The sequence below is a fragment of the Streptococcus mitis genome (genome assembly GCF_047459985.1).
GTDB classification, from domain to species: Bacteria; Bacillota; Bacilli; order Lactobacillales; family Streptococcaceae; genus Streptococcus; species Streptococcus mitis_DZ.
Window position 1 is genome coordinate 12,888 of sequence record NZ_JASHHD010000011.1, and the last position, 26,396, is coordinate 39,283.

A 26,396-nucleotide genomic window follows, 5' to 3' on the forward strand; every position below is an offset into this window, starting at 1 on the left:
GAAAAATCAGGAATTTCCTGACTTTTACTTAGCTAATTCTCTTTCTCGTTCTTTCATTATTTTATGATTTTCATACAAACGTGATAAGAACTTAGAAATTTCTTTTAAGATAGAATAGGTTGGTACTGCTACAATCATACCAATGACACCATAGATATTACTTGATAACAAAAGTAATACTAAAATCGTAATTGGATGAACCTTCATCACACCACCAACAATGCGAGGGTAAAGGATGTTCCCATCCACTTGCTGAATAATCAGCATATAAACAACTGCAATCAACATTCTATGGGGATCAGTAAAGACATTGGCGATAATCATCGGAATCAGACCTATACTTGGTCCCACATACGGAATGAGATTGGCTAATCCTGAAAAGATGGCAAATACCAAAGCATATTTTAAACCAATGATACTATATCCGATAAAGGCCAAACAACCAATAATAATCGCATCAATGGCGACTCCACTAATATAGCGAGCTATTGTAGTATTCAAATTTTTTAGCAGACCTGCAATATGCAACTTATCTCGCTTTAAAACAGTACGTTCAAGCATCGGTAAAAATTTGTGACCATCTAACAAAAAATAAACCAAAAACACAGGTGTCATGATAATAATTAAAACAGTACTAAAGAGAGCTGATAGGACACTTCCAACACTATTGGTCACACTATTTAGGATATTTTGTAAAATATCAACATAGGATAAATTTAACTGTTGAATAGTCGTTTGAATATCTAAATTTTGAAAGGCTGGATAAGTCGATAAATCTACAATCAAATCTTGAAGACGACTATAAATTGTCTGACTTGTTGAAATCAAACTTGTCAGCTGATTAATCAAAATTGGTAAGAGATAGACTACCCCAATAACTAGTCCCCAGACCAAGGCGCACAAGGTTAATAGAATTCCAATGATGCGGTTAATTCTGAAATACTTTTGTAAAAAATTTACAATAGGATTGGTCAAATAATATAAAAAACCACCTAAAAGAAAGGGAATCATTATAGTGTTTGCGACACTTACAAAAGGTGTAATAATTGCTCCCATCTCTCTCCATAAATAGAAGATGATGGTTAATAGTAAAATCTCACTGGTCCAAAAAAATAATTTATTCTTACGAAACATGAGGTACCTCCATTCATCTATTTTACCACACTTTCAAAAAAGCTTCTTTCATATATCATGAAACTGGGAATATTTTTTTCTTTATGATAGAATAAACTTACTATGAAAAAAATAATTTTAACTCTCCTAAGCCTTTCCGTCATTGGCTCAGCATCGACTGTTGCTGCACAAGATTTTAATATTTCTGCTAAACATGCAATTGCTGTTGAGGCGAATTCTGGTAAAATACTTTATGAAAAAGATGCAACTCAGCCAGTTGAAATCGCTTCAATCACAAAATTGATTACGGTTTATCTTGTCTATGAAGCCTTGGAAAACGGCAGTATTACACTATCCACTCCGGTAGATATTTCTGATTATCCTTACAAATTAACGACAAATTCCGAAGCGAGTAACGTCCCTATGGAGGCTCGTAATTATACTGTCGAGCAGCTACTGGAAGCAACACTAGTATCTAGTGCTAACAGTGCCGCTATTGCCCTAGCCGAGAAAATTGCTGGCTCAGAAAAAGATTTCGTCGATATGATGCGGGCAAAACTCTTGGAATGGGGAATTCAGGATGCCACAGTTGTCAATACGACGGGGCTTAACAATGAGACTCTAGGGGATAATATTTACCCAGGCTCTAAAAAAGATGAGGAAAATAAGCTCAGTGCATATGATGTTGCTATCGTTGCTCGCAACCTCATCAAAAAATACCCACAAGTCTTAGAAATCACGAAAAAACCTTCTTCTACTTTTGCTGGCATGACAATTACTTCTACCAACTACATGTTAGAAGGCTTGCCTGCTTACCGCGGTGGTTTTGACGGACTTAAGACAGGAACAACAGACAAAGCTGGAGAATCTTTTGTAGGTACTACTGTCGAAAAAGGAATGAGGGTTATTACAGTTGTTTTGAATGCCGATCATCAAGACAATAATCCTTATGCTCGCTTCACAGCTACATCTTCACTAATGGATTATATCTCTTCTACATTCACACTTCGTAAAATCGTTCAGAAAGGTGATGCCTATCAAGATAGCAAAGCCCCTGTACAAGACGGAAAAGAAGATACAGTCACTGCTGTTGCCAAAGATGATATTACTCTAATTGAACGTGTTGGGAATCAATCTTCTCAATCTATTCAATTCACACCTGATTCTAAGGCAATCCCAGCACCACTTGAAGCCGGAACAGTAGTTGGACATTTGACTTATGAAGATAATGACTTGATTGGACAAGGTTATATCACTACAGAACGTCCTAGTTTTGAAATGGTAGCAGAAAAGAAAGTTGAAAAAGCCTTCTTCTTAAAAGTTTGGTGGAATCAGTTTATCCGCTTCATCAACGAAAAATTATAAAAAAAATCGCGATTTTAAACCGCGATTTTTTTGTTACAAGTTCGTCTTCAAAGTCCTTGATTTTGGGTAATACTCTTCGAAAATCTAATTCAAACTACGTCAGCGTTGCCTTGCCGTACTCAAGTACAGCCTGCGGCTAGCTTCCTAGTTTGCTCTTTGATTTTCATTGAGTATAAATCTAAAATCAAATTTTACCCAACTGATCCTTCCATTTCATAGCTAATCAAGCGGTTAAGCTCAACAGCATATTCCATTGGTAATTCTTTAGTGAAGGGCTCTACAAATCCCATAACGATCATCTCAGTTGCCTCAGACTCTGACAAACCACGACTCATGAGGTAGTAGAGTTGTTCTTCCGAAATCTTAGAAACCTTAGCTTCGTGCTCCAATGCAACTTGCGAGTTGTGAATTTCATTAAACGGAATGGTATCTGATGCTGACAAGTCATCCATGATAATGGTATCACACTCGATGTGAGAAACAGATTTCTTAGAGTTCTTGTTAAAGGTTACTTGTCCACGATAGTCAACTTTTCCTCCGCCTTTGGCGATGGATTTAGACACGATTGATGAACTTGTATGCGGTGCATTGTGGATCATCTTGGCACCAGTATCCTGGTGTTGACCAGCATTGGCAAAGGCAATCGAAAGCATAGTTCCTCGCGCACCTTCTCCATCAAGATAAACAGATGGGTATTTCATGGTTGTTTTAGCACCCAAGTTTCCATCAATCCACTCAACAGTCGCATCTTTCAAGGCTTTGGCACGTTTTGTTACCAAGTTATAAACGTTGTCAGACCAGTTTTGGATGGTTGTATAACGCATGTAAGCCCCGTCCAAGGCAAATATTTCTACAATAGCAGCATGCAAACTGTTACTTGAATAAGTTGGCGCTGTACATCCTTCTACGTAGTGGACGCTTGCTCCCTCATCAACGATGATCAAGGTACGTTCAAACTGACCAGTATTTTCGTTGTTGATACGGAAGTAAGTTTGAAGTGGAATATCCACTTTAACTCCTTTTGGTACATATATAAAAGTTCCACCAGACCATACTGCTGAGTTGAGGGCAGCCAACTTGTTATCAGTCGGCGGTACTAACTTCGCAAAGTATTGTTTAAACAAATCTGGGTACTCTTTAAGGGCAGAATCTGTATCAGTAAAGATAATACCCAATTTCTGGAATTCTTCCTTCATGTTGTGGTAAACCACTTCTGACTCGTACTGGGCAGAAGCTCCAGCAAGATAAGCACGCTCAGCTTCAGGAATCCCAATACGTTCAAAGGTTTCTTTGATTTTTTCAGGAACTTCATCCCAAGAACGAGCTGGTTTATCAGATGGTTTTTGGTAGTAAATCAAGTCATCAAAATCAATCTCTGACAAGTCTGCTCCCCATGTTTGCATAGGCATTTTTTTGAAGGTTTCATAAGACTTCAAACGGAATTCTAACATCCACTCAGGTTCACCCTTAGCAGCTGATAGCTCACGAATGACTTCTTCGTTCAATCCTTTTCCTGTCGATAGGACAGGCTCTACATCATCATGGAAACCAAATTTATATTCACCAAGATCAATTGGTTTTGGTTCTACTCTTTCTTCAGCCATAATATCCTTTCTTTCATTCTTCATTACTTATGATTAATAAAACAAAGAAACTTTGTCTTATTTGTTTTATTGGTCTTCAATTGTTTTTTTAAGGGCGTTCCAAGCTAGGGTTGCGCATTTGATTCGTTGAGGAAACTTGGCAACTCCTGATAAGAATGCTGCATCTCCAAGTTGATCTTGACGCTCATCCTTTTGACCTTGAACCATTTCAGAAAAGATGGTTGCAAGCTCTAGGATTTCTTGCTTGGTCTTTCCTAAGACTGCATCTGTCATCATACTAGCAGAGGCAGTTGAAATCGTACAACCAGAGTTTAGAAAAGCAATATCTTCCAAACGATCATCTGCATCAAACTTGACAGAGAGGTTGATGACATCCCCACAAGTTGGATTGTTAAGGCTAATTTGTTCAGCATCTTCCAACCTACCTTGGTGATGGGGATTTTTCGAATGGTCCGCTACCACTGCCATATAAAGGCTATCTAGTTTAGAAAGTGCCATTGAAAAACTCCTTTGTCTTTTGTAAAGCATCGACTAACTTGTCGCAATCTGCCTTGGTATTGTAGATATAAAAACTTGCACGAGCTGTTGCTGGAACATCCAAATACTGGAGCAAAGGTTGAGCGCAATGGTGACCGGCACGAACCGCTACTCCTTCATAATCCAGAGCAGTCGCAAGGTCGTGAGGATGAAGATCACCTAGATTAAAGGCAATGACACCTGAACGTTGAGCCAAATCTTGCGAACCGTAAATGGTCAATCCCTCAATTGCCTGCAATTTTGGAAAGACATATGCAATCAATTCCTGTTCATGAGCTTCAATGGCTTCCATACCAAGACTTTCAAGATAATCTACTGCAGCAGCAAGTCCAATCGCACCTGCCATATTGGGAGTTCCAGCCTCAAATTTCCAAGGCAATTCCTTCCAAGTTGCAGATTGTTCATAAACAAAATCAATCATCTCGCCACCAAATTCAACTGGTGACATTTGTTCCAAATACTTTTCTTTGCCATAAAGAACACCGATACCAGTCGGACCAGCCATCTTGTGACCTGAGAAGGCAAAGAAGTCTACATCCAAGTCCTGAACATCAATCATCATATGAGGTGTAGACTGAGCACCATCTACCACCATAATAGCTCCAACTTTATGAGCCATTTGCGTGATTTCTTTGATAGGATTGACCACTCCAAGAACGTTGGAAGCATGTGCTAGTGAAACAAATTTAACCTTATCCGTCAATTTAGATCGCAAGTCATCCATATCCAGAGCTCCATCTTTGAGATAGACATAAACAAGCTCTGCCCCAGTCTTTCGGCAAGCTTCCTGCCATGGAATAATATTGGAATGGTGTTCCATGACAGAAATCAAGACCTGGTCTCCCTCAGTCAAAATTTCCTCAGCGAAACGTGCCACCCAGTTAAGACTAGTTGTAGTTCCTCTAGTAAAGAGTACCTCCTTTGTAGAAGACGCATTTATAAACTTGCGAATGGTTTCACGAGCGGCTTCATAAGAAGCTGTCGCCCTTTCAGCCAAGGTATGAACACCACGGTGAACATTGGCATTATCCTGTTCATAGTAGCGATTGATCGTTTCCAGAACTGCTAGTGGTTTTTGTGTCGTCGCAGCATTGTCCAAGTAAACCAATGGTTCATCGTTGACAATCTGGTCTAAAATTGGAAAATCCTTACGAATAGCTTCTACATCTAACATAGGCTACCCCTTAGCGTTTTGACAATTTTTCTTCGATAGTCGCAATCATTTCATCACGAACTTCCTTGACTGGAATCTCCACGATAACAGAGCCAAGGAAACCACGAACAACCAAGCGTTCTGCAGTTGCTTTATCCAAGCCACGACTCATGAGGTAGTACATGTCTTCTGGATCAACTTGTCCAATCGATGCTGCGTGTCCTGCAGTAACATCATTTTCATCAATCAAAAGAATTGGGTTGGCGTCTGAACGCGCCCGGTCTGAAAGCATGAGAACACGACTTTCTTGTTGGGCATCTGCTCCCTTAGCACCCTTGATGATGTGACCGATACCATTGAAGGTCAAGGTTGCTTTTTCAAGAATAACCCCATGTTGTAGGATATTTCCGATAGAGTTGCAACCATAGTTAGTTACACGTGTATCAATCCCTTGTACCTGACGACCACTTGAGAGCGCTACAACTTTAAGATCAGCATGGCTACCGTTACCAATCAAGTCACTATCAAAGTCAGCAACAACGTTCCCTTCGTTCATGACACCGATAGCCCAGTCAATACTTGCATTGTTACCTAGTTTACCTCGGCGGCTAATGTAGGCAGTGACATTCTCACCAAGACGGTCAATAGCAGCAAACTTGACTTGAGCACCAGAACGTGCAATCACTTCGACAGTAATGTTAGCAGTTGCTTTGGCACTTCCTTCACCACGTGACTCTAGACGTTCAAGGTAGCTAATCTTACTGTTCTTGCCAGCGATAATCATAATATGTTTGTTAAATGGCACATCGCTATCACTGTCTTGGTAGAAAATTCCTTCGATTGGCTCAGCAATCTCAACATTATCAGGAATATAGAGAACAGCGCCACTGTTGAAATACGCTGTATGGTAAGCTGCTAATTTATCATCGTCATACTTGACAGATGACATGAAGAATTCTTCTACGAGTTCTGGAATTTCTTCTAAAGCTGAGTGGAAGTCTATAAAAACGACACCCTGTTCAGCTAACTCAACTGGAATTTGTTCAAAAACTGTTTGAGTTCCTACTTGCACCAACTTCAAGTGATTATCTAGTGCAGTGAAATCTGGAACATTTGCTGATGACTCACTTTCTGTAATAGTACCATCTCCCAGATTCCAACGGTGGAATTTGACACGCTCAATGACTGGCAATTCCAAAGTCTCAATCTTATCAAAAGCTTTTTGACGGAGGTCTGCCAACCAGCTTGGTTCAGCGTGCATTTCTGAAAAAAGTTTAATAGTTTCTTTAGTCATTTACTTCTCCTAAAAGATACGAGGGAATTACAATTCTTCCTTGTAGTCGTAGCCAAGTTCTTCAGCTAGTTTTGCGTATCCTTCACGTTCCAAACGCGCAGCCAGTTCTGGACCACCAGAAAGGACAACACGACCTTCCATCATCACGTGTACCACGTCTGGTGTGATGTAATTCAAAAGACGTTGGTAGTGAGTGATAATCATAGCACCAAAACCTTCACCACGTATGGCATTAACACCTTTAGAAACAACTTTAAGAGCGTCAATATCAAGACCAGAGTCAATCTCATCCAAAAGAGCGAAAGTTGGTTCCAACATCAAAAGTTGAAGAATTTCATTACGTTTTTTCTCACCACCAGAGAAACCTTCGTTGAGGTAACGCTCAGCCATTTCTTCTTTCATGTTGAGCAATTCCATCTTCTCATCCAATTTAGTGATAAATTCACGAACTGAAATCTTTTCATCATCTTCTTTTCCAGCATTCATAGCTGCACGAAGAAACTCAGCGTTAGTAATACCAGGAATTTCTGACGGGTATTGCATAGCAAGGAAAAGCCCCATACGCGCACGCTCGTCCACTTCCAACTCAAGGATGTTTACGCCATCAAACAAGACTTCACCTTTAGTGACTTCATAGTTTGGATTCCCCATGATAGCGGCAGAAAGAGTCGATTTACCAGTACCATTTGGTCCCATGATAGCAGCGATTTCTCCTGTTTTAAGGGTCAGGTTAACCCCTTTTAAAATTTCTTTTCCTTCAATCTCAACGTGAAGATCTTTGATCTCTAATACTGACATGATAGTTCCTTTCTTTTTCAAGACCTTTACAGTACTTACTAGAAACATACTTGATTTTCCTAGACAATACGGTAAAAGGTCAATAAATATACTTTTATAGTATAACAAAAAAAAGCCCAAAAGGCTTTGATTTTGTCTAGAAGCTGAGGACTAGTCTTTTCCTTTTAAATGCTGGTCAATGACATCTACTATTTTACCCATCAAGTAACTCACTCGGAAATTTCTAAAGAGCAAAATAGCCCAAAAGGCTGCCATTATATAGCGACCAGTCATCCAGGCTTCATTGAAAAAATAGGTCTCAACAGCTGTAAACAGCGCGATAATAATAAATTGTTGTCTATTCATAAACTTATTGTATCATGAAATCTTTCTTTAGTCTTCCTCTACCTTCACTTTATCAGCCAAAAATTCAAATCCTTCTGGAATCAGGCTTTCTTCTTCTGCTTCTTTTTCAGTCTGAGAAGATTTGGCTTTGGCTGAAAAGGCTGCGCGAACTTCTTTCCATTCCTCCATAGAAATGGCTAAAATCTCAGGTGAAAAACCTGCTGCCTGACTGAGAATGTTGCCAAACATAGCGTTAAGATTATCACGTTTCATGGTTTGACCAGCATTAAAGTTAGACTCAAAAGCAAGAATGGCATGGTGTTCATTGGCCGCAACCGGCTGAGAACCAATCAGCAAAGCCTTGTCCGGCCCACCTAGACTTTCAATTACCTCTCCCCAGGCATTCTGCAAACGAATCAGATTTTGTCGTGCTAAATCAGGATTTTCGACGGCCTCTTGTAAGATAGATTGAACTTTATTGCGATCCACACGATAGACTGTCTTGCCCGCTGCTGGGCGACTAGGAGCTGGATTTGTTGGCTTAGCTACAGTTCCCACATTGGCGAGTTCTTGTTTGAGACGTGTCACTTCTTGTCTCAGTGCAGAAATTTCATCTTCAACCGCTCCAGAAAGAGCCGGTTCGGGCTTAATCTCCGCCAAACGGATGGTCATCATCTCAGCATAAATCTTAGGCTGCAAACTAGACTTAATATCTGCTAAACTGACTGTCGCTAAGCGAATCATTTCAAACAAATTTTCTTGAGGAAGTGACAAATTCTCCACAAAGACTGAACTATGATGAGTGTTTTCACCCCCTGTTTGAACAATTAATAAGTCTCTTAAATAGTGCAAAAGGTCTGTTACAAAACGAGTCATGCTCTTACCATTCTCAAAGAGAAGATTTAAGCAAGCTAAGGCTTTGGGAACATCCTGTTGAGACAAAGCAGCCACATAATCATCCAAGGCTGACAGACTAATGGTCCCTGTAATTTCTTCAGAGATGGCAGTCGTCAGTTCATTTCCCTGTGTCAAACTCAGGGCTTGATCCAAAATAGACAGGGCATCTCGCATCCCACCTTCAGCTCGTCTAGCGATAATTTCTACAGCCTCTGGTTCAGAAGAGATATTTTCTTTTTCTAAGATATAGTGGATATGTTCCTTAATATCCTGTGTCTTAATCGATTTAAATTCAAAACGTTGCACACGGGATAGAATAGTGGCAGGAATTTTGTGCAATTCAGTAGTGGCCAAAATAAAGACCACATTCTGTGTTGGCTCTTCCAGCGTCTTTAGGAGGGCATTAAAAGCCCCTGTAGACAGCATGTGAACCTCATCTATGATATAAACCTTATAACGGGCAAGGCTAGGCGCATAAGTAGATTTATCACGAATTTCACGGATTTCATCGACCCCATTATTAGAGGCCGCATCCATTTCAATGACATCTTCTAAACTACCGTCCGTCACTGCTTGACAAATATAGCAGTTATTACAAGGTTCACCACCCACTTGATTTGGACAGTTCATAGCTTTAGCAAAAATCTTGGCTACACTGGTTTTTCCTGTTCCACGAGGTCCTGAAAAAAGATAGGCATGACTTATTTTCTCTTGCTCCACTGCTTGTTTAAGAGTCTTAGCCACAACTTCTTGACCAACCAACTGGGAGAAATTTTGACTTCTATATTTTCGATAAAGTGCTTGATACATTAGGCTTTCTCCCCAAACATTGTAAAGTCCCATTCTGTCTTTTCAAGCAAAATAGCGACAAATTGTTCCAAATAATCTCGATCCATAGCGTCATAATCATCAATCTCTGAAGAATCCAGATCCAGAACTCCAAGTAATAGACCATTCTTTATCATCGGCACAACAATTTCACTTTTAGCTCGACTATCACAAGAAATATAGTTGGGGTAGGTCGTCACATCTCCAACAATAACAGTTTCCTGAAAGTGAGCTGCCTCCCCACAAACACCCTTGCCTAGCGCTATACGGATGCAGGAAACACCACCTTGGAAGGGACCTAAAATCAATTCCTTTCCATCGAACAAATAAAAGCCTGCAAATACGGTATTAGGAAAGCGTGATTTTAAAAGAGCACCGGCGTTGGAAAGATTAGCCAAAACATTAGTTTCACCTTCCAATAAAAAAGATAGCTCTTCATTTAACATTTGATAACGTGATTGTTTTTCTGATTCTAACATAGAACTATTATATCAAAAAAGGCTTACAGACAAAAGAAAAATCCCTTGTTTAGGAAACAAAGGATTTTGTGAATTTTCAATTTGATTAAAGTTCGATATCACCGAACAAGTCAGCCATTGAGAATCCTGTTTGTGTTTCTGGAAGTTCGAAATCACGTTTTTCTTGACGTTTTGGACGACGTGGACGTGGAGCACGTTTTTCTTCTTTTTGTCCTTCTTCTTGAGCTGGACGTTCTTCAAGAGCTTTGATAGAAAGTGATACACGCTCTGCATCTGCGTTAACTTCAAGAACTTTAACTTGAACTTCTTGACCAACTTTAAGAGCTTCTTTTGGATTTTCAATACGTTTGTGTGAAATTTGTGATACGTGAACAAGTCCATCGATACCTGGTAATACTTCAACAAATGCACCGAAGTCAGTCAAACGTTTAACTATTCCTTCTACTACATCACCTTTAGCCAATTTTTGCTCAACGCCATCCCATGGTCCAGGTGTTGTTGCTTTAAGTGAAAGTGATACGCGTCCTTCTTCTTCGTTAAGATCAAGGATTTTCACTTCAATTTCTTCACCAACAGTTACAACTGATTTTGGTGATACGTTACGTTCGTGTGACAATTCAGTCAAGTGAACCAATCCGTCAACACCACCAAGGTCGATGAAAGCACCGAAGCTTGTGATACGTGCAACTTTACCAGTTACAACATCACCAACAGCCAATTTACCGAATACTTCAGCGCGAGCTGCTGCAGTAGCTGCTTCAACAACTTCACGACGTGAAAGGATGAAGCGGTTTTCTTTAGCGTCAACTTCTTTGATTTTAGCATCAAATTCTTGACCTACAAAACGCTCAGTGTTACGTACGAAACGAGTATCCAACATTGAAGCTGGGATAAATCCACGAACACCTTCAAATTCTACTGAAAGTCCACCTTTAACGGCACGAGTTCCTTTAACAGTGACAACTTCTTCTTCGCGACCAACAAGTTTGTCCCATGCTTTGCGAGCTTCAAGGCGTTTTTTAGATACAAGGTATGTAACTGTATCAGTATCTTTACCAACTACTTGACGAAGTACAAGAACATCCAATACTTCTCCTACTTTAACAAAGTCATTGATATCTGCATCGCGATCGTTTGTCAATTCGCGAAGAGTCAAGACACCTTCAACACCAGTTCCAGAGATTGCAACGTTAGCTTGAGTCGCATCAACTGTCAATACTTCAGCACTAACAACATCACCAGTCTCAACTTGGCTAACGCTATTTAGCAAATCTTCAAATTCGTTCATCTAAAAAATCCTCCAACAATCAAGTTTTTCTTAAACTTGACATACTTATAATTTTTTTCCTAAGCACCCGCAAGGACATGTTCATATCGTTCACGTCTTTCAATTATAAAAATAAAATACCCTAAGATATTTTGCTTTTTATCTTGATTATTACCTAAGAACTGGGGTAGCTGGATTCGAACCAACGCATGAGGGAGTCAAAGTCCCTTGCCTTACCGCTTGGCTATACCCCATTGATGAAATGGAGAGAGAGGGATTCGAACCCCCGAACCCGAAGGAGCGGATTTACAGTCCGCCGCGTTTAGCCTCTTCGCTATCTCTCCTACAATCAACATCGACTATTATATCATGAAAATTTCAAAAAAACAAGACTTATTTTGCTAAATTATAATTTTCAATCAAAATTTCCACAGCTTTTTCCAATTTTTTATAAAAACTATCGACATTCCCATTCTTTATGATGGCAAATTGTCCATCTAATTCGGCAATTTCTCCGATAACTTTTTTACCAATGGTTAACGTATAACCTTCAAAATTGTCTTTTCCTACCTTAACTTTGGCATCTGATACTTGAATTTCGATTTTTTTATCTTTCTTACTCATTTCATACCTCTCTTCACTTTTTCTATTTTACAAGAAAATCCTAAAACTAGCAAGAAAAAACTCTATATCATTCCATGTCTGATATAGAGTTTTCTGCTTTATTTAATGTGTTTTTCTAGTTCTTTTTGGTACTTACCGTTTGATTCCAATTTTTCTTTTTGCCATTTTTTCAGTGCTTCTTCATATTCTTTGGTTGTAACGATATCTTTTTGCAATTTCATACCTTTAAAGATATATGGGTCACCCTTAATACCAACTTGTGAGTATGGTTTTGAGAATGGCACAACATTACTTACAACTGGAGAACCACCAGATGAGGCTGTTGGCATCAATAATGAACTATCTGTCAACCAAGCTTGAGCCTTGGCATATTTTTCATAGCGTTCTTCAAGATTTGTAGTTTCTGAATCGGCATCATCCAATAATTTCTTATACTGGTCCAAACCAAGTTTCGCTACAACATCCTTGTCTTTCCCTTTAGTAATTCCAAGGTGTTTCATAGCAGAGCCTGATTTAGGATCCATGATAGTTAAATAAGATGCTGGGTCTTGGTAGCTTGGAGCCCATCCTGTACTGTTCAAATCATAGTCTTTTTGAGAAGGAACACGCGCTTGTGAAGTGATTGTTTCCTTTTCATTATCTGTCATTTGAAGAACATCGATGACAACATTTTCAGCACCAAGTGTTGATTCAATAGACTGTTTGAAAGAGTTGCTTTGTTGAACGGCGATAGTATCTGTTTGTTCAACTGGCACATCCAAATGAATTGGGAAAGTTACCCCTTTAGATTCCAAGTCTTTCTTAGCTTTTTCAAATGCTGCTTTAGCCTTGTCTGGGTTATAGATAGAATCCTTACCGTCAACTAGCTCAACACCCTTCCATTGGTCGCCATAGTTCACCAATTCTGCTTGAGCAATTTGACCAAAGTTCTTACCACCTGCTTGCACAAAGTTATCTGGAACTAAACTGTTACGAATAATCTTGTCCGCACCGTCTTCACCATTTAGCTGGGCAGCATAAGAATGGCGGTTGAAGGCGAAGTTGATAGCCTGACGGAAGTCCTTATTAAGCATAGCTTCTTTTGTAGAAGTCTTTTGTTCTTCACTTGTTTTCGCAGTTTTATTATATGACTGACGATTTACGTTAAAGGTGAAGTAATAACTACTTGAGTCCTGTGGGCTATAAGTGATTTTATCTCCGTATTGTTCCAAAGTTGAAGCAAAGTTTGAGCTACTTGGGAAGAGACGAGCTGTCGTATAGGCACCAGAAGAGAAACTACGAATCAACGATTCCTGATCAGAACCATCGTAGTAAGTCAATTTAATCTTCTCAATTTTTACCTTTTCTTTATCCCAATAATTTGGATTTTTCTCATATTCGATCAACGATTTAGAAGTCAAGGTCTTCAAGAAATAAGGACCGTTGTAGAGAATCCCTGATGGAGTAACTGCTCCATAATCTTTACCTGATGCCTTCAAAAACTCTTCATTTACAGGTAACATTGTTGCTGTTGTGACTTTAGAGTTCCAGAAGCTTTCTGGTTTGTTTAGAGTATATTCAACTGTGTAATCGTCCAAGGCCTTGACACCAACTGTAGAGAAATCATTAGTCTCACCAGTCATGTAGGCGTCCAAGCCCTTGATTGAATTTTGGATGAGAGAGACACCATCTGACTTGCCGTCAGCCACGTGTTTTAATCCTGTTACAAAGTCATGGGCTGTTACTTCTGCGTATTCTTCACCTTCGGATGTGTACCATTTAACTCCTTTACGAAGTTTATAGGTATAAGTCAACCCATCTTTGGACACAGACCAATCTTCAGCCAAGGAAGGGATAACATTCCCGTACTGGTCATTTTCCATCAAACCATCAATAACATTTCCAATAACGTCTGTCGTTGATGTACGAGTCGCTATACTGTAATCCAAAGATGCCGGATCTACTGCATAGACATACGAGAATGTTGTCGGTGCATCCGCTTCTTTATCAGCTTTTCCACAAGCTACTAAAAGAGCTGTTGTACTCAGGACTAGTCCTGCTGTTAAGAGCCACTTTTTCGATTTCATAAAAAATCTCCTTTAGTTTATTTTAATCTACTTTTACAATCCAACCTTCTGGCGCTTCGATATCACCAAACTGAATACCTGTCAGTTCATCATATAATTTACGTGTCACAGGACCTACTTCTGTTTCACTATAGAATACATGGAAATCATCTCCGTGTTGGATCCCTCCAATTGGAGAAATAACCGCTGCTGTGCCACAGGCACCTGCCTCTACAAAACGATCCAGATTATCAATTGGAACATCTCCCTCAATAGGAGTTAATCCCAAGCGATGTTCTGCCAAATAAAGCAAAGAATACTTGGTAATAGATGGCAAGATAGAAGGACTCAATGGTGTTACAAATTCATTATCAGCTGTAATTCCAAAAAAGTTAGCTGATCCGACTTCTTCAATCTTTGTATGTGTTGAAGGGTCTAGATAGATAACATCTGAAAAATGACGTGACTTGGCCAATTTCCCTGGCAAGAGACTTGCAGCATAGTTTCCACCAACCTTAGCCGCACCTGTACCATTTGGCGCTGCACGGTCGTATTCATCCTGAATCAAGAAGTTGGTTGGAACCAAACCGCCTTTAAAGTAATTTCCAACTGGCATAGCGAAGATGGTGAAAATGTACTCTTCTGCTGGTTTAACCCCAATAATATCTCCGACACCAATCAAAAGAGGGCGAAGATATAAGGTTCCACCTGTTCCATATGGTGGTACATATTCTTCATTGGCACGAACAACTGCCTTACAAGCTTCTACAAACATTTCTGTGGAAACTTGGGGCATCAAGAGACGGTCACATGTACGTTGCAAGCGTTTAGCATTTTCATCAGGACGGAACAGTTGAATACTACCATCCTTAGTACGATAAGCTTTCAATCCTTCAAACGCTTGTTGTCCATAGTGGAGACTTGGAGAAGACTCTGAAATATGCAAGGTTGCATCCCCTGTCAGCTCTCCTTGATTCCATTGTCCATTTTTAAAATGAGCAATGTAGCGATAAGGTAATTTCATATAGGAAAAACCGAGATTTTCCCAATCAATCGTTACTGTCATATTCCGCTCCTTATTCTAAAAACCTATTTCTTATATTCTACACTTTTTTTCTAAAATAGCAAGCATATTTTGTAATTTTCAGAAAATTTCTTCAATAAAAAGAACCAGCTCTTAGAACTGATTCTTCATTTCACTTATTTAGCTTCAGTAAATACTTCTTTAAGATAAGCATCAAAAACTTCTTCATCTGAAATAGTATCAGAAATGAAGCTTCCATTGCTGGTTCGTTCTGACAGGTTCAAGTCTTGCAATCGGCTTTCATAGATTGTTCCTTTGTTGGATTGGACAAACAGAGTTTGATCAGTCCCGTCCACTTCCGTACCGAATAGATTACCAACAAACTCTTGCTCTGCAACTGCTCCTGCTAAGAAGACACGGTGCGGTTTGTTTTTCAATTCACGCAAGACTTGTAATCCTCGTTTGGCACGGCTGGTTGCTGGAATTTCCTCTATTGAAACGCGTTTCAAACTTCCACGCTGCGTCAAAAGATAGAAGGACGAGGTGTTGCAGATAAAGGCAGATTGTAGGACATCATCTTCTTTCAAATTCATAGCTTTGACACCTGCAGCCTTGGCACCAACAACTGGTACCTCTTCGATATTGAAACGAAGCGCATAACCGTTTTGACTAATCAAGAGAATATCATCTAGTTTAATCGGAGCCACTGCTACAATCTGGTCTGTCTCGTCTTTGAGTTTAGCATACTTAACAGACTTAGACTTATAGGTTCGCCATGGAGTGAATTCTTTACGTTCTACCCGCTTGATTTGACCGAGACGTGTCGCAGCAAAGTAGGTTGTCGCATCATCAAACTGATCCACTACTTCCACATAAAGGATTTCTTCGTTAGTTTCAAAGTTTGTAATGGTTTGGCTCAGATGTTCCCCGATATCCTTCCAACGAATATCTGCTAATTCATGGATTGGTCTGTAAATGACATTTCCAAGGGTAGTGAACATCAAGAGGTGCTGGGTTGTCTTAGCAGCTTGCACAAAGATCAGACGATCATCATCACGTTTGCCAATTTCTTCCAGCGTTGACGCTGCAAAGGAACGAGGACTGGTACGCTTGATGTAACCTGCCTTGGTCACGCTAACATAAGTATCTTCCTCGGCGATCAAACTAGCTGTATCAATCTCGATTGCTTTCGCAGTGTCTTCTAGAGAACTCAAACGTGGAGTCGCAAACTTCTTCTTAACCTCACGAAGCTCTTTCTTCATGAGATTGTACATAGTCCGCTCATCACCGATAATAGCCGCCAGCATGGCAATCTTCTCACGAAGCTCTGCTTCTTCTTCCTGCAAGACAACGACATCCGTATTGGTCAAACGGTAAAGTTGCAAGGTAACGATAGCCTCAGCCTGTTCTTCAGTAAAGTCATAACTAACCTTAAGGTTTTCCTTGGCATCAGCCTTGTTCTCAGAAGCACGGATAAGAGCAATGACTTCATCCAAGATAGAGATGACACGAATCAAACCTTCGACGATGTGGAGGCGTTTCTCAGCCTTTTCCTTGTCAAAGCGGGAACGCGCCAAAATCACTTCACGACGGTGGGCAATATAGCTAGACAAGATTGGCACAATCCCAACCTGGCGAGGAGTAAAATTGTCAATCGCTACCATGTTGAAGTTGTAGTTGATTTGCAAATCAGTGTATTTGAAGAGGTAGTTGAGAACAAGCTCAGTGTTAGCGTCTTTCTTGAGTTCGATAGCGATACGAAGACCATCACGGTCAGACTCATCACGAACCTCAGCAATCCCTGCTACCTTGTTATTGACACGAACGTCATCGATTTTCTTGACTAGATTGGCCTTATTGATTTCATAAGGAATCTCAGTAATAACGATTTGTTCCTTACCACCTTTTAGTTTTTCAATCTCCGTCTTGGAACGCACAACCACGCGCCCTTTTCCAGTTTCATAGGCCTTCTTGATTTCATCATGACCCTGAATGATTGCTCCTGTAGGGAAGTCTGGTCCAGGCAAGAATTCCATCAGTTTCTCAACCTTGGCAGTTGGATGATCAATCATGTAGACCGTAGCGTCGATAACTTCGGCCAAATTATGTGGTGGAATATCTGTGGCATAACCAGCTGAAATCCCTGTTGAACCATTGACCAAGAGGTTTGGAAAGGCCGCTGGCAGAACAGTTGGTTCTTTCTCAGTATCGTCAAAGTTCCAAGCAAAGGGAACTGTCTTTTTCTCGATATCCTGAAGAAGGTAACCAGCAATCTCTGACAAACGCGCCTCAGTATAACGCATAGCTGCAGGTGGATCCCCGTCCATAGAACCATTATTACCGTGCATTTCAACTAGAATCTCACGATTTTTCCAGTCCTGTGACATACGAACCATGGCATCATAGATAGAAGAGTCCCCGTGTGGGTGGAAATTCCCCATGATGTTCCCGACAGACTTAGCCGACTTACGGTAGCTCTTGTCAAAGGTATTGCCATCCTTATTCATCGAATAAAGAATGCGACGCTGAACCGGCTTCAATCCATCACGAATGTCTGGCAAAGCCCGGTCTTGAATGATGTACTTGGAGTAGCGACCAAAGCGCTCTCCCATGATGTCCTCCAGGGACATGTTTTGAATGTTAGACATAGGATACAAAGCCCGTAAAATGCAAAGTGAAAATAGGAAATTCTTAAAGTGAGCGATGCTCGCAAGAGAATTTATCTTTTTCACACAGTATTTAGGGCGTATTCAACTCCTTTCAAAGAATGTAGAATAGATTTTATGGAAAAGTTGATCAGTTGCCTTCAGCAACCAAACGACCCTTTCTGTAGTTTAAAAGTTTTAATTTGTATTCTTTACTTGCTTAGTATTTTAAAATTTTTCCTCAGCATACTTAATCATCCTCTCCGCCACTTCCTTATCGTAGACAAAGCCCATCTTCTTGGCTAAATCTTGCGCTTCTCTATGAAAGAGACTCATAGTAGCCAATAAAGACTGAGTGATTTTGTCTAAACTTGAGAAATCAAGCAGATTTGAAAAATCCTTTTCTATCTCAGCGGGTAAATAGTTAAAAAGATACTTGTAGTTCTTGCCGATATCGACCTTCCCCCTATCACTTGCGACCTGCCAAGCTAAGATTTTCAAGAGTTCTTGCTGACAAATACCGTAGAGATGGTCCGTCGCATAGATGACTTGTTTGCGACAAATCCCTTTAACCACGTAAGCTGATACCCACCAAAATTCATTACAGGATTTTTTAAAATCCGTTTCAGTAACTGGGCTTGTCCAGTAACGCTCTAGATTTTGAGAATAGGGTTCAAACAAGTCCTTCTCGTCAACTAAAACTGTATAACCAACTTCGCTATCCACCCACTCTTTCATGTGTTCATTTGGGCATAGGGTTAGATCAATTCGATTGCTATCTTCAAAAAGCATCAGATAAAGTCGACGGTTGCCTAGGACATTATGTTGCTCAATGATACGTTTGCCAAAGGAGTCTAGCCAAGAAAGGTCACTCGTCAGATTATCTAAGTCGTCCACGACAAAAACAACATCATAGTCTTGAAACTCATCTTTTGGTGCTTTTGTATCCGTTCGTGAACCAGACATAGCGACAGCCTCGACTTTTAAACTTTCAGCCATTTGTAAAATCAGATTCATCATTTCTGTTTCAGTTCTCATCTATGTCACCGTCGTTTGAAATTGAGTCAGGGATAGGAGCATCTTCTTGCTTTTGTTGTTGTAGTTTCTGCACTCTTTTACTTTCAAGTTCTCCAAAGATAAATTGAATGATAGAACTAATGCCGACAATTGGTACTAAAATAATAATTCCTATTTCTGATTGCATCAGTAGCATTAAAAGATTCACGATTGATAAAATCATCAAGATCCATGCATTGGTTTTTAGAATTTTTGAATAGTTACTAGGGTAATATTGTAGATGTCTTTTACTTTTATAAATAGAAATAAAAGCAAAAACTAGACTGGCAGGTATGAAAATATAGACGACATAAACATAGAATAGCAATCCTGCATAAAGATATGATTTAAAGGGATTATCAAATAGTATCACACCAAAAGTCACTAGGGTCAATAATAAAAAGTTTAGATAACGGCTTTGCTCTGGTTTCTCTTGCTTGGCAATTATAAACATAATCGCACCTATAACAAAGACTACAATGAGAAAAGGAGAATCAAACAATATACTGAACATAATTTTACCCTTCCTTTAAAAACTAAAAACAATAGTGGACAATTAGCTTAAATTAATCCTTGAGCTTGACGCCATTTTTCATAAGTTTCGATATCAATACTGACCATATTCATACAAAGTCCTACAACCGCCATGTCATCTAAGTAACCTGCTAGGGGAATGAAATCTGGAATAATATCAATGGGAGAGAGGAAATAAACAAGTGCACTCAAAACAGCTAATATTGTTCCATAGGGAACTGTGGTATATTTCCCTTGAACATAATTTTTCACTAAAGAAATCATGACTGGGATCATCGAAAATTTCTTTCCAACAAATGGCATATCGTTAATTTTTTGCTCCAAACGTTGCAAAAAATTATCTAATTCATCTTTATCATTTAACAAGGCTTCCGATTGCCCATATCCACTTTCAAGAGCTCCTTTTACTTGATCTTCAGATAGATTATTTGACATCGTTGTTCTCCTTTTTTGATTTTTTAAAACACTGTCGCTTCTTCCAGCGTAAACTTGACATTGTCTTCAATCCACTTACGGCGTGGTTCTACTTTATCTCCCATAAGGACATTAACACGACGTTCTGCGCGTGCTAGGTCTTCAATCGTTACACGGATGAGGGTGCGTGTTTCTGGGTTCATGGTTGTTTCCCAGAGTTGGTCCGCATTCATCTCACCAAGCCCCTTGTAGCGTTGAAGGGTAGCTCCTTTACCGAACTGCTTGCGGAGTTCTTCTAGTTCTCCGTCCGTCCAAGCGTAGGCCACTTCTTCTTTCTTGCCTTTTCCTTTTGACATCTTGTAAAGAGGGGGAAGGGCGATATAGACATGTCCTGCCTCAACTAGCGGACGCATATAGCGGTAGAAAAAGGTTAAGAGCAAGGTCTGAATGTGGGCACCATCAGTATCCGCATCGGTCATGATAATGATCTTGTCATAGTTAGCATCTTCAAGGGAGAAGTCTGCCCCCACACCCGCACCGATGGTATAAATCATAGTATTGATCTCTTCATTTTTGAGGATATCCGCCATCTTGGCCTTGGCAGTATTGATAACCTTACCACGAAGAGGCAAGATAGCTTGGAACTTGCGGTCACGACCTTGCTTGGCAGAACCACCGGCAGAATCTCCCTCGACCAGATAGAGTTCATTCTTAGCAGGATTCTTGGACTGGGCAGGGGTTAATTTACCAGAAAGCAAGCCCTTATCTTTTTTATTTTTCTTGCCATTTCGGCTCTCATCACGCGCCTTACGTGCAGCTTCACGGGCATCACGAGCCTTGATGGCTTTACGAATCAGATTAGAAGCCAACTCCCCATTTTCCATAAGGAAGAAAGTCAGCTTTTCAGCAACAATACTATCAACAATCGGGCGAGCTAGTGGACTTCCCAGTTTGTCCTTAGTCTGTCCTTCAAACTGGAGGTGTTCTTCAGGAACTAGGATAGAAAGAACAGCCGATAACCCTTCGCGGTAATCTGATCCTTCAAGGTTTTTATCTTTTTCCTTTAGAAGACCTGTCTTACGGGCGTAGTCGTTCATGACTTTGGTAATGGCAGACTTAAGTCCTGTCTCATGCGTTCCACCATCTTTGGTGCGAACGTTATTGACAAATGACAAGATGTTATCTGAAAATCCATCATTGTACTGAAGCGCTACTTCCACTTGAAAACCATTATCTTCCCCTTCAAAGTAAAGAACTGGTGTCAAGGTTTCCTTGTCTTCGTTGAGATAGGATACAAAGTCTTGCACCCCATTCTCATAATGGAACTCGATCGCTTCGTCTGTTCGTTTATCAGTCAGAGACAAAGTCACATTTTTCAAGAGGAAAGCTGATTCATTAAGACGCTCTGAAATGGTATTGTACTTGAAATCTGTCGTAGAAAAGATACTAGCATCCGGCATAAAGGTAACCTTGGTTCCTGTCTTAGACTTGGGCGCTGTACCGATTTTCTTCAGAGTCGTGACAGGTTTGCCACCATTTTCAAAACGTTGTTTATAAACCGTTCCATCACGGGTAATTTCTACCTCTAGCCAGCTAGATAAGGCATTCACGACGGAAGAACCAACCCCGTGGAGACCTCCTGATGTCTTATAACCACCCTGACCAAATTTTCCTCCAGCGTGAAGGATGGTAAAGATAACCTCAACTGTTGGAATGCCCATAGCATGCATACCAGTCGGCATTCCACGACCGTGGTCTTGAACCGTTAAACTGCCATCTTTATTGATAGTCACATCAATACGGTCACCAAATCCAGACAAGGCTTCATCGACTGCATTATCGACGATTTCCCAGACGAGGTGGTGGAGACCAGCACCATCGGTCGATCCGATATACATCCCTGGACGTTTTCGGACCGCATCCAACCCTTCTAGCACCTGAATGGCATCATCATTATAATTGTTAATATTGATTTCCTTTTTTGACACAAGGAACCTCCTATTCGTTCATCTTTACTATTCTACAGGTTTTCCAAGGATTTTGCAAAATTTTTCTTTCTCCGGTGTGACAATTTCAGAAGAGATTCTCTGCCTTTCTTCTCCATTTCATGATATAATAGTAGTATGATTACAATAGTTTTATTAATCCTGGCCTATCTGCTGGGTTCGATTCCGTCTGGTCTCTGGATTGGACAAGTATTCTTTCAAATCAATCTGCGCGAGCATGGTTCTGGTAACACTGGAACGACCAATACCTTCCGCATTTTAGGTAAGAAAGCTGGTATGGCAACCTTTGTGATTGACTTTTTCAAAGGAACCCTAGCAACCCTTCTTCCGATTATGTTTCATCTGCAAGGTGTTTCGCCTCTCATCTTCGGACTTATAGCTGTTATTGGCCATACCTTCCCTATCTTTGCAGGATTTAAGGGAGGCAAGGCTGTCGCAACTAGTGCTGGAGTGATTTTCGGATTTGCGCCTGTCTTCTGTCTCTACCTTGCGGTTGTTTTCTTCGGAACCCTCTATCTTGGTAGTATGATTTCACTATCTAGCGTCACAGCATCTATCGCGGCTGTCATCGGGATTTTACTCTTTCCGCTTTTTGGTTTTATCCTGAGTCACTATGACCCTCTCTTCATCGCTATTATCCTAGCACTCACTAGTTTGATCATCATTCGACATAAGGATAATATCACACGCATTAAAAATAAAACTGAAAATTTGGTCCCTTGGGGATTGAACTTGACCCACCAACATCCTAAAAAATAAAACGTCAGTTCATGTATTGAACTAACGTTTTTTTGTATACTTATTTTGATTTGATATAGTTGATACCATCTGCTTTTGGTGCGACTGCTTTTCCAAAGAAGGCTGCCAAGACAAGTATTGTCAAAACATAAGGTGCGATTTGAAGGTAAACCGCTGGCACTCCTTGTAGGAACGGCAATTGAGAACCGATAACAGCCAAACTTTGTGAAAGTCCAAAGAAGAGACTAGATAGCATGGCTCCGATTGGATTCCATTTTCCAAAAATCATCGCAGCAAGAGCGATAAATCCTGGTCCAACAATAGTTGTCACTGAGAAGTTAACGGAAATTGACTGAGCATAAATTGCTCCACCAATTCCACCTAGGAAACCTGAAATGATAACCCCTAAATATCTCATCTTGTAGACATTGATTCCCAAGGTATCCGCTGCCTGAGGGTGTTCACCGACAGAGCGGAGACGAAGACCAAAGCGAGTCTTGAAGAGGATAAACCAAGCAACGAATGAGAAGGCAATCGCCAAATAACCAAGTAGACTAGTTGACTTGAAAAAGATATCACCGATAACTGGAATATTCGCCAAGACTGGGAAATCAAAGCGTCCAAAAGTCTGACTTAGGTTGTCGGTTTGTCCTTTGTTATAAAGAACTTTAACCAAGAAAACAGCCAAGGCTGGCGCCATCAAGTTCAATACCGTACCGCTGACAACATGGTCTGCACGAAAATGAACCGTTGCTGCTGCGTGGATGATAGAGAAGACACCACCAACCAATCCTGCAACAAGTAAGGATAGCCATGGAGTTGCTGCTCCAAATTGTTCTGCAAATTCAAGGTTAAAGACAACTCCAGAAAAGGCACCCATAACCATAATTCCTTCAAGTCCGACGTTTACCACACCACCACGTTCAGAGAAAACACCACCGATACTTGTAAAGATGAGTGGTGCTGAGTAAATCAGCATAGAAGACACCAAGAGGGTGAGCAAGGTTGTAATAGACATCTTTACTTACCTCCTTTAACTTGTTTTTTCGGTTTGACAAAGCGTTCGATAAGGTAATGAACACTGACAAAGAAGATAATAGACGCTGTTACAATGCTGACAAGCTCAGATGGTACCTGCGCCGCATTCATACCAGGAGCTCCAACTTGGAGAACACCAAATAAGAAGGCTGCAAAGAGAATACCAATTGGTGAGTTGGCCGCAAGCAAACTAACTGCCATTCCATTAAATCCGACGGCTAATGATGCCCCTTGAACATAGACGTTCTGGAAGGTACCAAGACCTTCAACAGCTCCACCAAGACCTGCCAAGGCACCTGAAATAATCATTGATAGGATGATAGTCCGTTTGGCAGAAATACCAGCGTATTCTGATGCGTGAGGATTAAGACCAACCGCACGGATTTCAAAACCAAGGGTTGTTTTCTTGAGCATGAACCAAATGACTGCAACGGCAATGAGAGCAAAGAAAATACCGATATTCATCCGTGAGTTACCAGTCAACTCAGCCAACCAAGGTGTCTGATAGGTTGCATTAGCCCCAACACGAATGGTCGAATCTGTACTTTGCATGAAGTCTTTAGGGAAGGCATGGATAAAGGCATTTCCTACATACAAGACGATGTAGTTCATCATGATGGTTACGATAACCTCTGACGTCCCTAGATAGGCTCTAAGAATACCTGGAATCGCTCCGACAATCCCACCAGCAATCAAGGCAATCACGATAGTTGCTAGAATCATCAAGGGACGTGGCATATCTGGATGCGACAAGGCAAACCAACCACTAAGAATCCAACCAGCCAAAGCCTGACCAGGAAGTCCGACATTAAAGAAACCTGCACGACTGGCAACGGCAAAACCAAGACCAATCAAGACCAGAGGCCCCATGGCACGGAAGATTTCCCCAATCCCACGAAGGCTTCCAAAGGCTGTATAGAACAATTCCTCGTAGCCCCAAATAGCATCATAACCGAAGATCCACATGACAATGGCTCCAAGTAAAATTCCTAGGAAGACAGAAATCAAGGGAACTGAAATTTGTTGTAATTTTTTAGACATCACTCTTCTCCTTTCCCAAGTTTCCACCAGCCATCAAGACACCAAGTTCTTGTTTATTGGTTGTTTCTGGTGATACTATACCTTGAATCTTACCATCGTGGATAACGGCAATACGGTCTGAGACGTTTAAAATCTCATCCAATTCAAAGCTGACAACAAGGACAGCCTTCCCATTATCACGCTCTTCAATCAAGCGCTTGTGGATATATTCAATGGCACCGACATCCAAACCACGAGTTGGCTGGCTGACGATAAGGAGATCAGGATCACGATCAATTTCACGAGCAATAATTGCTTTTTGTTGATTTCCTCCTGAGAGTGCCGCTGCAGGAACAAATTCGCTGGCAGCACGAACATCAAACTCTTCCATTAGCTTTTTAGCATAAGAAGTAATATTTGAATAGTTCAAAATTCCATTTTTACTATGTGGTTCTTTATAGTAGGTTTGAAGGGCGATATTTTCAGAAATCATCATTTCCAAAATCAAGCCATCACGGTGACGGTCTTCTGGAACGTGCCCTACACTCAACTCTGTAATCTGACGTGGGTGCAATCCTACAATTGAATCTCCTTTTAGCTCGATGCTTCCAGATTCAACCTTGCGAAGGCCTGTGATGGCTTGAATCAGTTCAGACTGACCATTTCCATCAATCCCCGCAATACCAACAATCTCTCCAGCACGAACATCCAAGGACAGATTTTTAACAGCTGGGACACCACGGTTTTCATTGACCACCAAGTCTTTAATAGACAAGACAACTTCTTTTGGTTGGGAGGCTTGTTTCTCTGTTTTAAAGGAAACAGAACGACCCACCATCATTTCTGCCAAATCAGCATTGGTAGCTCCTGCAATTTCGACGGTTTCAATGGATTTCCCGCGACGGATAACTGTAACGCGGTCAGAAACTGCGCGAATCTCGTCCAACTTGTGGGTAATCAAGATAATTGATTTACCTTCTTTGACAAGATTTTTCATAATAGCCATCAACTCATCAATTTCTGATGGAGTCAAAACAGCCGTTGGTTCGTCAAAGATAAGGATATCAGCCCCCCGATAAAGAGTTTTTAAAATTTCTACACGTTGTTGGGCTCCAACTGAGATATCTGCTACCTTGGCAGAAGGGTCAACAGCTAAGCCATAACGTTCAGAAAGAGCCTTGATTTCTTTGCTAGCTCCAGCGATATCTAATACACCATTTTTAGTTAATTCACTACCTAAAATGATGTTTTCAGCAACTGTGAAGGCCTCTACCAACATAAAGTGCTGGTGAACCATTCCGATTCCCAAGCTAGCCGCTTTAGATGGTGAGTCGAGGTTGACGACTTGACCATTGACCACAATTTCACCACTGGTTGGTTCAAGAAGCCCTGCTAACATGTTCATTAGCGTGGACTTACCAGCCCCATTTTCTCCTAAAAGTGCATGAATTTCACCTTTTCGTAGGTGCAGATTGATTTTGTCGTTGGCAACAAATTCACCAAATACCTTGGTAATATCACGCATCTCAATGACATTTTCGTGTGCCATGTGCTCTTCCTTTCAGAGTCTTATTTTATTTCAATAAAACTTGC

22 protein-coding genes, 2 tRNA genes and 1 pseudogene are annotated in these 26,396 nt (G+C 40.6%); 2 read left to right on the forward strand and 23 right to left on the reverse strand.

The window, feature by feature from the left end; genetic code table 11:
* Positions 1-24: 24 nt before the first annotated feature.
* Positions 25-1,134 (reverse strand): AI-2E family transporter, encoded by a 1,110-nt coding sequence (locus tag QM959_RS06865; RefSeq protein WP_414372291.1) that lies wholly within the window; start codon positions 1,132-1,134, stop codon positions 25-27.
* Between the two features lie 102 nt (positions 1,135-1,236).
* Between QM959_RS06865 and pbp3 the strand changes: the two genes are divergently transcribed.
* The gene (pbp3, locus tag QM959_RS06870; RefSeq protein ID WP_414372292.1) at positions 1,237-2,478 is read left to right on the forward strand and encodes a D-alanyl-D-alanine carboxypeptidase PBP3; all 1,242 of its coding nucleotides are present in this window, start codon (positions 1,237-1,239) and stop codon (positions 2,476-2,478) included.
* A 191-nt stretch (positions 2,479-2,669) separates the two neighbouring features.
* Here the strand turns inward: pbp3 and sufB are convergent, their stop codons facing one another.
* The 19 genes and pseudogenes from sufB to parE all read right to left on the reverse strand — a co-directional run bounded on the left by sufB (position 2,670) and on the right by parE (position 21,989).
* Positions 2,670-4,082 carry a Fe-S cluster assembly protein SufB gene (gene sufB / locus QM959_RS06875; RefSeq protein ID WP_000797057.1) on the reverse strand — a complete coding sequence of 471 codons (1,413 nt, stop codon included), beginning with the start codon at positions 4,080-4,082 and terminating at the stop codon, positions 2,670-2,672.
* A gap of 66 nt (positions 4,083-4,148) precedes the next feature.
* The gene (gene sufU, locus QM959_RS06880) at positions 4,149-4,580 is read right to left on the reverse strand and encodes a Fe-S cluster assembly sulfur transfer protein SufU (protein WP_414372294.1); all 432 of its coding nucleotides are present in this window, start codon (positions 4,578-4,580) and stop codon (positions 4,149-4,151) included.
* Complete coding sequence (locus QM959_RS06885; RefSeq protein WP_414372296.1) at positions 4,567-5,793, reverse strand: cysteine desulfurase; 1,227 nt, start codon at positions 5,791-5,793, stop codon at positions 4,567-4,569. Before QM959_RS06885 ends, sufU begins: the two co-directional genes overlap by 14 nt.
* Before the next feature lie 10 nt (positions 5,794-5,803).
* Positions 5,804-7,066 carry a Fe-S cluster assembly protein SufD gene (gene sufD, locus QM959_RS06890; RefSeq protein ID WP_414372298.1) on the reverse strand — a complete coding sequence of 421 codons (1,263 nt, stop codon included), beginning with the start codon at positions 7,064-7,066 and terminating at the stop codon, positions 5,804-5,806.
* 27 nt (positions 7,067-7,093) lie between these two features.
* Positions 7,094-7,864, reverse strand: coding sequence for a Fe-S cluster assembly ATPase SufC (gene sufC, locus QM959_RS06895; RefSeq protein ID WP_125848644.1), 771 nt, complete (start codon positions 7,862-7,864; stop codon positions 7,094-7,096).
* Between the two features lie 150 nt (positions 7,865-8,014).
* Positions 8,015-8,209 carry a DUF3272 domain-containing protein gene (locus QM959_RS06900; RefSeq protein WP_125453016.1) on the reverse strand — a complete coding sequence of 65 codons (195 nt, stop codon included), beginning with the start codon at positions 8,207-8,209 and terminating at the stop codon, positions 8,015-8,017.
* Between the two features lie 27 nt (positions 8,210-8,236).
* Positions 8,237-9,895, reverse strand: a complete 1,659-nt coding sequence (gene dnaX / locus QM959_RS06905; protein WP_414372301.1) for a DNA polymerase III subunit gamma/tau — start codon at positions 9,893-9,895, stop codon at positions 8,237-8,239.
* Complete coding sequence (locus QM959_RS06910) at positions 9,895-10,392, reverse strand: GAF domain-containing protein (protein ID WP_414372303.1); 498 nt, start codon at positions 10,390-10,392, stop codon at positions 9,895-9,897. Before QM959_RS06910 ends, dnaX begins: the two co-directional genes overlap by 1 nt.
* A gap of 85 nt (positions 10,393-10,477) precedes the next feature.
* Positions 10,478-11,680: a 30S ribosomal protein S1 gene (gene rpsA, locus QM959_RS06915; protein ID WP_414372305.1), complete on the reverse strand. Its 1,203-nt coding sequence runs from the start codon at positions 11,678-11,680 to the stop codon at positions 10,478-10,480.
* A 161-nt stretch (positions 11,681-11,841) separates the two neighbouring features.
* Positions 11,842-11,913 (reverse strand) — tRNA-Gln (locus QM959_RS06920).
* Between the two features lie 9 nt (positions 11,914-11,922).
* A tRNA-Tyr gene (locus tag QM959_RS06925) sits at positions 11,923-12,003 on the reverse strand.
* A 49-nt stretch (positions 12,004-12,052) separates the two neighbouring features.
* Complete coding sequence (locus QM959_RS06930; RefSeq protein WP_414372307.1) at positions 12,053-12,283, reverse strand: DUF2969 domain-containing protein; 231 nt, start codon at positions 12,281-12,283, stop codon at positions 12,053-12,055.
* Between the two features lie 98 nt (positions 12,284-12,381).
* A complete protein-coding gene (locus QM959_RS06935; protein ID WP_414372309.1) occupies positions 12,382-14,349 on the reverse strand; it encodes a peptide ABC transporter substrate-binding protein in 1,968 nt (655 codons plus the stop codon).
* 22 nt (positions 14,350-14,371) lie between these two features.
* A complete protein-coding gene (locus tag QM959_RS06940) occupies positions 14,372-15,394 on the reverse strand; it encodes a branched-chain amino acid aminotransferase (RefSeq protein ID WP_414372311.1) in 1,023 nt (340 codons plus the stop codon).
* Between the two features lie 134 nt (positions 15,395-15,528).
* Complete coding sequence (gene parC, locus QM959_RS06945; RefSeq protein ID WP_414372312.1) at positions 15,529-18,000, reverse strand: DNA topoisomerase IV subunit A; 2,472 nt, start codon at positions 17,998-18,000, stop codon at positions 15,529-15,531.
* A 225-nt stretch (positions 18,001-18,225) separates the two neighbouring features.
* Positions 18,226-19,035, reverse strand: coding sequence for an aminoglycoside 6-adenylyltransferase (locus QM959_RS06950; protein ID WP_414372313.1), 810 nt, complete (start codon positions 19,033-19,035; stop codon positions 18,226-18,228).
* Positions 19,025-19,567, reverse strand: coding sequence for a hypothetical protein (locus QM959_RS06955; RefSeq protein WP_414372315.1), 543 nt, complete (start codon positions 19,565-19,567; stop codon positions 19,025-19,027). The genes QM959_RS06950 and QM959_RS06955 overlap by 11 nt, the downstream gene beginning before the upstream one ends.
* 116 nt (positions 19,568-19,683) lie before the next feature.
* Positions 19,684-19,782: pseudogene (locus QM959_RS06960) on the reverse strand (YkvA family protein); the annotation flags it as partial.
* Between the two features lie 263 nt (positions 19,783-20,045).
* Positions 20,046-21,989, reverse strand: a complete 1,944-nt coding sequence (parE, locus tag QM959_RS06965; RefSeq protein ID WP_414372317.1) for a DNA topoisomerase IV subunit B — start codon at positions 21,987-21,989, stop codon at positions 20,046-20,048.
* 135 nt (positions 21,990-22,124) lie between these two features.
* On the opposite strand from parE, the gene plsY reads away from it, so the two are divergent.
* Complete coding sequence (gene plsY / locus QM959_RS06970) at positions 22,125-22,766, forward strand: glycerol-3-phosphate 1-O-acyltransferase PlsY (protein WP_247935410.1); 642 nt, start codon at positions 22,125-22,127, stop codon at positions 22,764-22,766.
* A 40-nt stretch (positions 22,767-22,806) separates the two neighbouring features.
* Here the strand turns inward: plsY and QM959_RS06975 are convergent, their stop codons facing one another.
* From QM959_RS06975 to QM959_RS06985, 3 genes are read right to left on the reverse strand one after another with little or no spacing between them, the layout of a single operon-like run.
* Positions 22,807-23,763, reverse strand: a complete 957-nt coding sequence (locus tag QM959_RS06975; protein ID WP_247935667.1) for an ABC transporter permease — start codon at positions 23,761-23,763, stop codon at positions 22,807-22,809.
* A 2-nt stretch (positions 23,764-23,765) separates the two neighbouring features.
* Entirely contained in the window at positions 23,766-24,824 is a 1,059-nt protein-coding gene (locus tag QM959_RS06980) for an ABC transporter permease (RefSeq protein ID WP_033683459.1), read from the reverse strand.
* Positions 24,817-26,352: an ABC transporter ATP-binding protein gene (locus QM959_RS06985; protein WP_033681960.1), complete on the reverse strand. Its 1,536-nt coding sequence runs from the start codon at positions 26,350-26,352 to the stop codon at positions 24,817-24,819. The genes QM959_RS06980 and QM959_RS06985 overlap by 8 nt, the downstream gene beginning before the upstream one ends.
* Positions 26,353-26,396 lie beyond the last annotated feature (44 nt).

Excerpts from the sequence above, each read along its gene's own strand:
- sufU (WP_414372294.1), bottom strand. The coding sequence starts at position 4,580 with ATGGCACTTTCTAAACTAGATAGCCTTTATATGGCAGTGGTAGCGGAC.
- QM959_RS06980 (WP_033683459.1), bottom strand. The coding sequence starts at position 24,824 with ATGTCTAAAAAATTACAACAAATTTCAGTTCCCTTGATTTCTGTCTTC.
- sufD (WP_414372298.1), bottom strand. The coding sequence starts at position 7,066 with ATGACTAAAGAAACTATTAAACTTTTTTCAGAAATGCACGCTGAACCA.
- QM959_RS06950 (WP_414372313.1), bottom strand. The coding sequence starts at position 19,035 with ATGAGAACTGAAACAGAAATGATGAATCTGATTTTACAAATGGCTGAA.
- QM959_RS06975 (WP_247935667.1), bottom strand. The coding sequence starts at position 23,763 with ATGTCTATTACAACCTTGCTCACCCTCTTGGTGTCTTCTATGCTGATT.
- rpsA (WP_414372305.1), bottom strand. The coding sequence starts at position 11,680 with ATGAACGAATTTGAAGATTTGCTAAATAGCGTTAGCCAAGTTGAGACT.
- sufC (WP_125848644.1), bottom strand. The coding sequence starts at position 7,864 with ATGTCAGTATTAGAGATCAAAGATCTTCACGTTGAGATTGAAGGAAAA.
- QM959_RS06930 (WP_414372307.1), bottom strand. The coding sequence starts at position 12,283 with ATGAGTAAGAAAGATAAAAAAATCGAAATTCAAGTATCAGATGCCAAA.
- QM959_RS06935 (WP_414372309.1), bottom strand. The coding sequence starts at position 14,349 with ATGAAATCGAAAAAGTGGCTCTTAACAGCAGGACTAGTCCTGAGTACA.
- parC (WP_414372312.1), bottom strand. The coding sequence starts at position 18,000 with ATGTCTAACATTCAAAACATGTCCCTGGAGGACATCATGGGAGAGCGC.
- QM959_RS06910 (WP_414372303.1), bottom strand. The coding sequence starts at position 10,392 with ATGTTAGAATCAGAAAAACAATCACGTTATCAAATGTTAAATGAAGAG.
- QM959_RS06940 (WP_414372311.1), bottom strand. The coding sequence starts at position 15,394 with ATGACAGTAACGATTGATTGGGAAAATCTCGGTTTTTCCTATATGAAA.
- QM959_RS06865 (WP_414372291.1), bottom strand. The coding sequence starts at position 1,134 with ATGTTTCGTAAGAATAAATTATTTTTTTGGACCAGTGAGATTTTACTA.
- sufB (WP_000797057.1), bottom strand. The coding sequence starts at position 4,082 with ATGGCTGAAGAAAGAGTAGAACCAAAACCAATTGATCTTGGTGAATAT.
- QM959_RS06900 (WP_125453016.1), bottom strand. The coding sequence starts at position 8,209 with ATGAATAGACAACAATTTATTATTATCGCGCTGTTTACAGCTGTTGAG.
- plsY (WP_247935410.1), top strand. The coding sequence starts at position 22,125 with ATGATTACAATAGTTTTATTAATCCTGGCCTATCTGCTGGGTTCGATT.
- QM959_RS06955 (WP_414372315.1), bottom strand. The coding sequence starts at position 19,567 with ATGTTCAGTATATTGTTTGATTCTCCTTTTCTCATTGTAGTCTTTGTT.
- pbp3 (WP_414372292.1), top strand. The coding sequence starts at position 1,237 with ATGAAAAAAATAATTTTAACTCTCCTAAGCCTTTCCGTCATTGGCTCA.
- QM959_RS06985 (WP_033681960.1), bottom strand. The coding sequence starts at position 26,352 with ATGGCACACGAAAATGTCATTGAGATGCGTGATATTACCAAGGTATTT.
- QM959_RS06885 (WP_414372296.1), bottom strand. The coding sequence starts at position 5,793 with ATGTTAGATGTAGAAGCTATTCGTAAGGATTTTCCAATTTTAGACCAG.
- dnaX (WP_414372301.1), bottom strand. The coding sequence starts at position 9,895 with ATGTATCAAGCACTTTATCGAAAATATAGAAGTCAAAATTTCTCCCAG.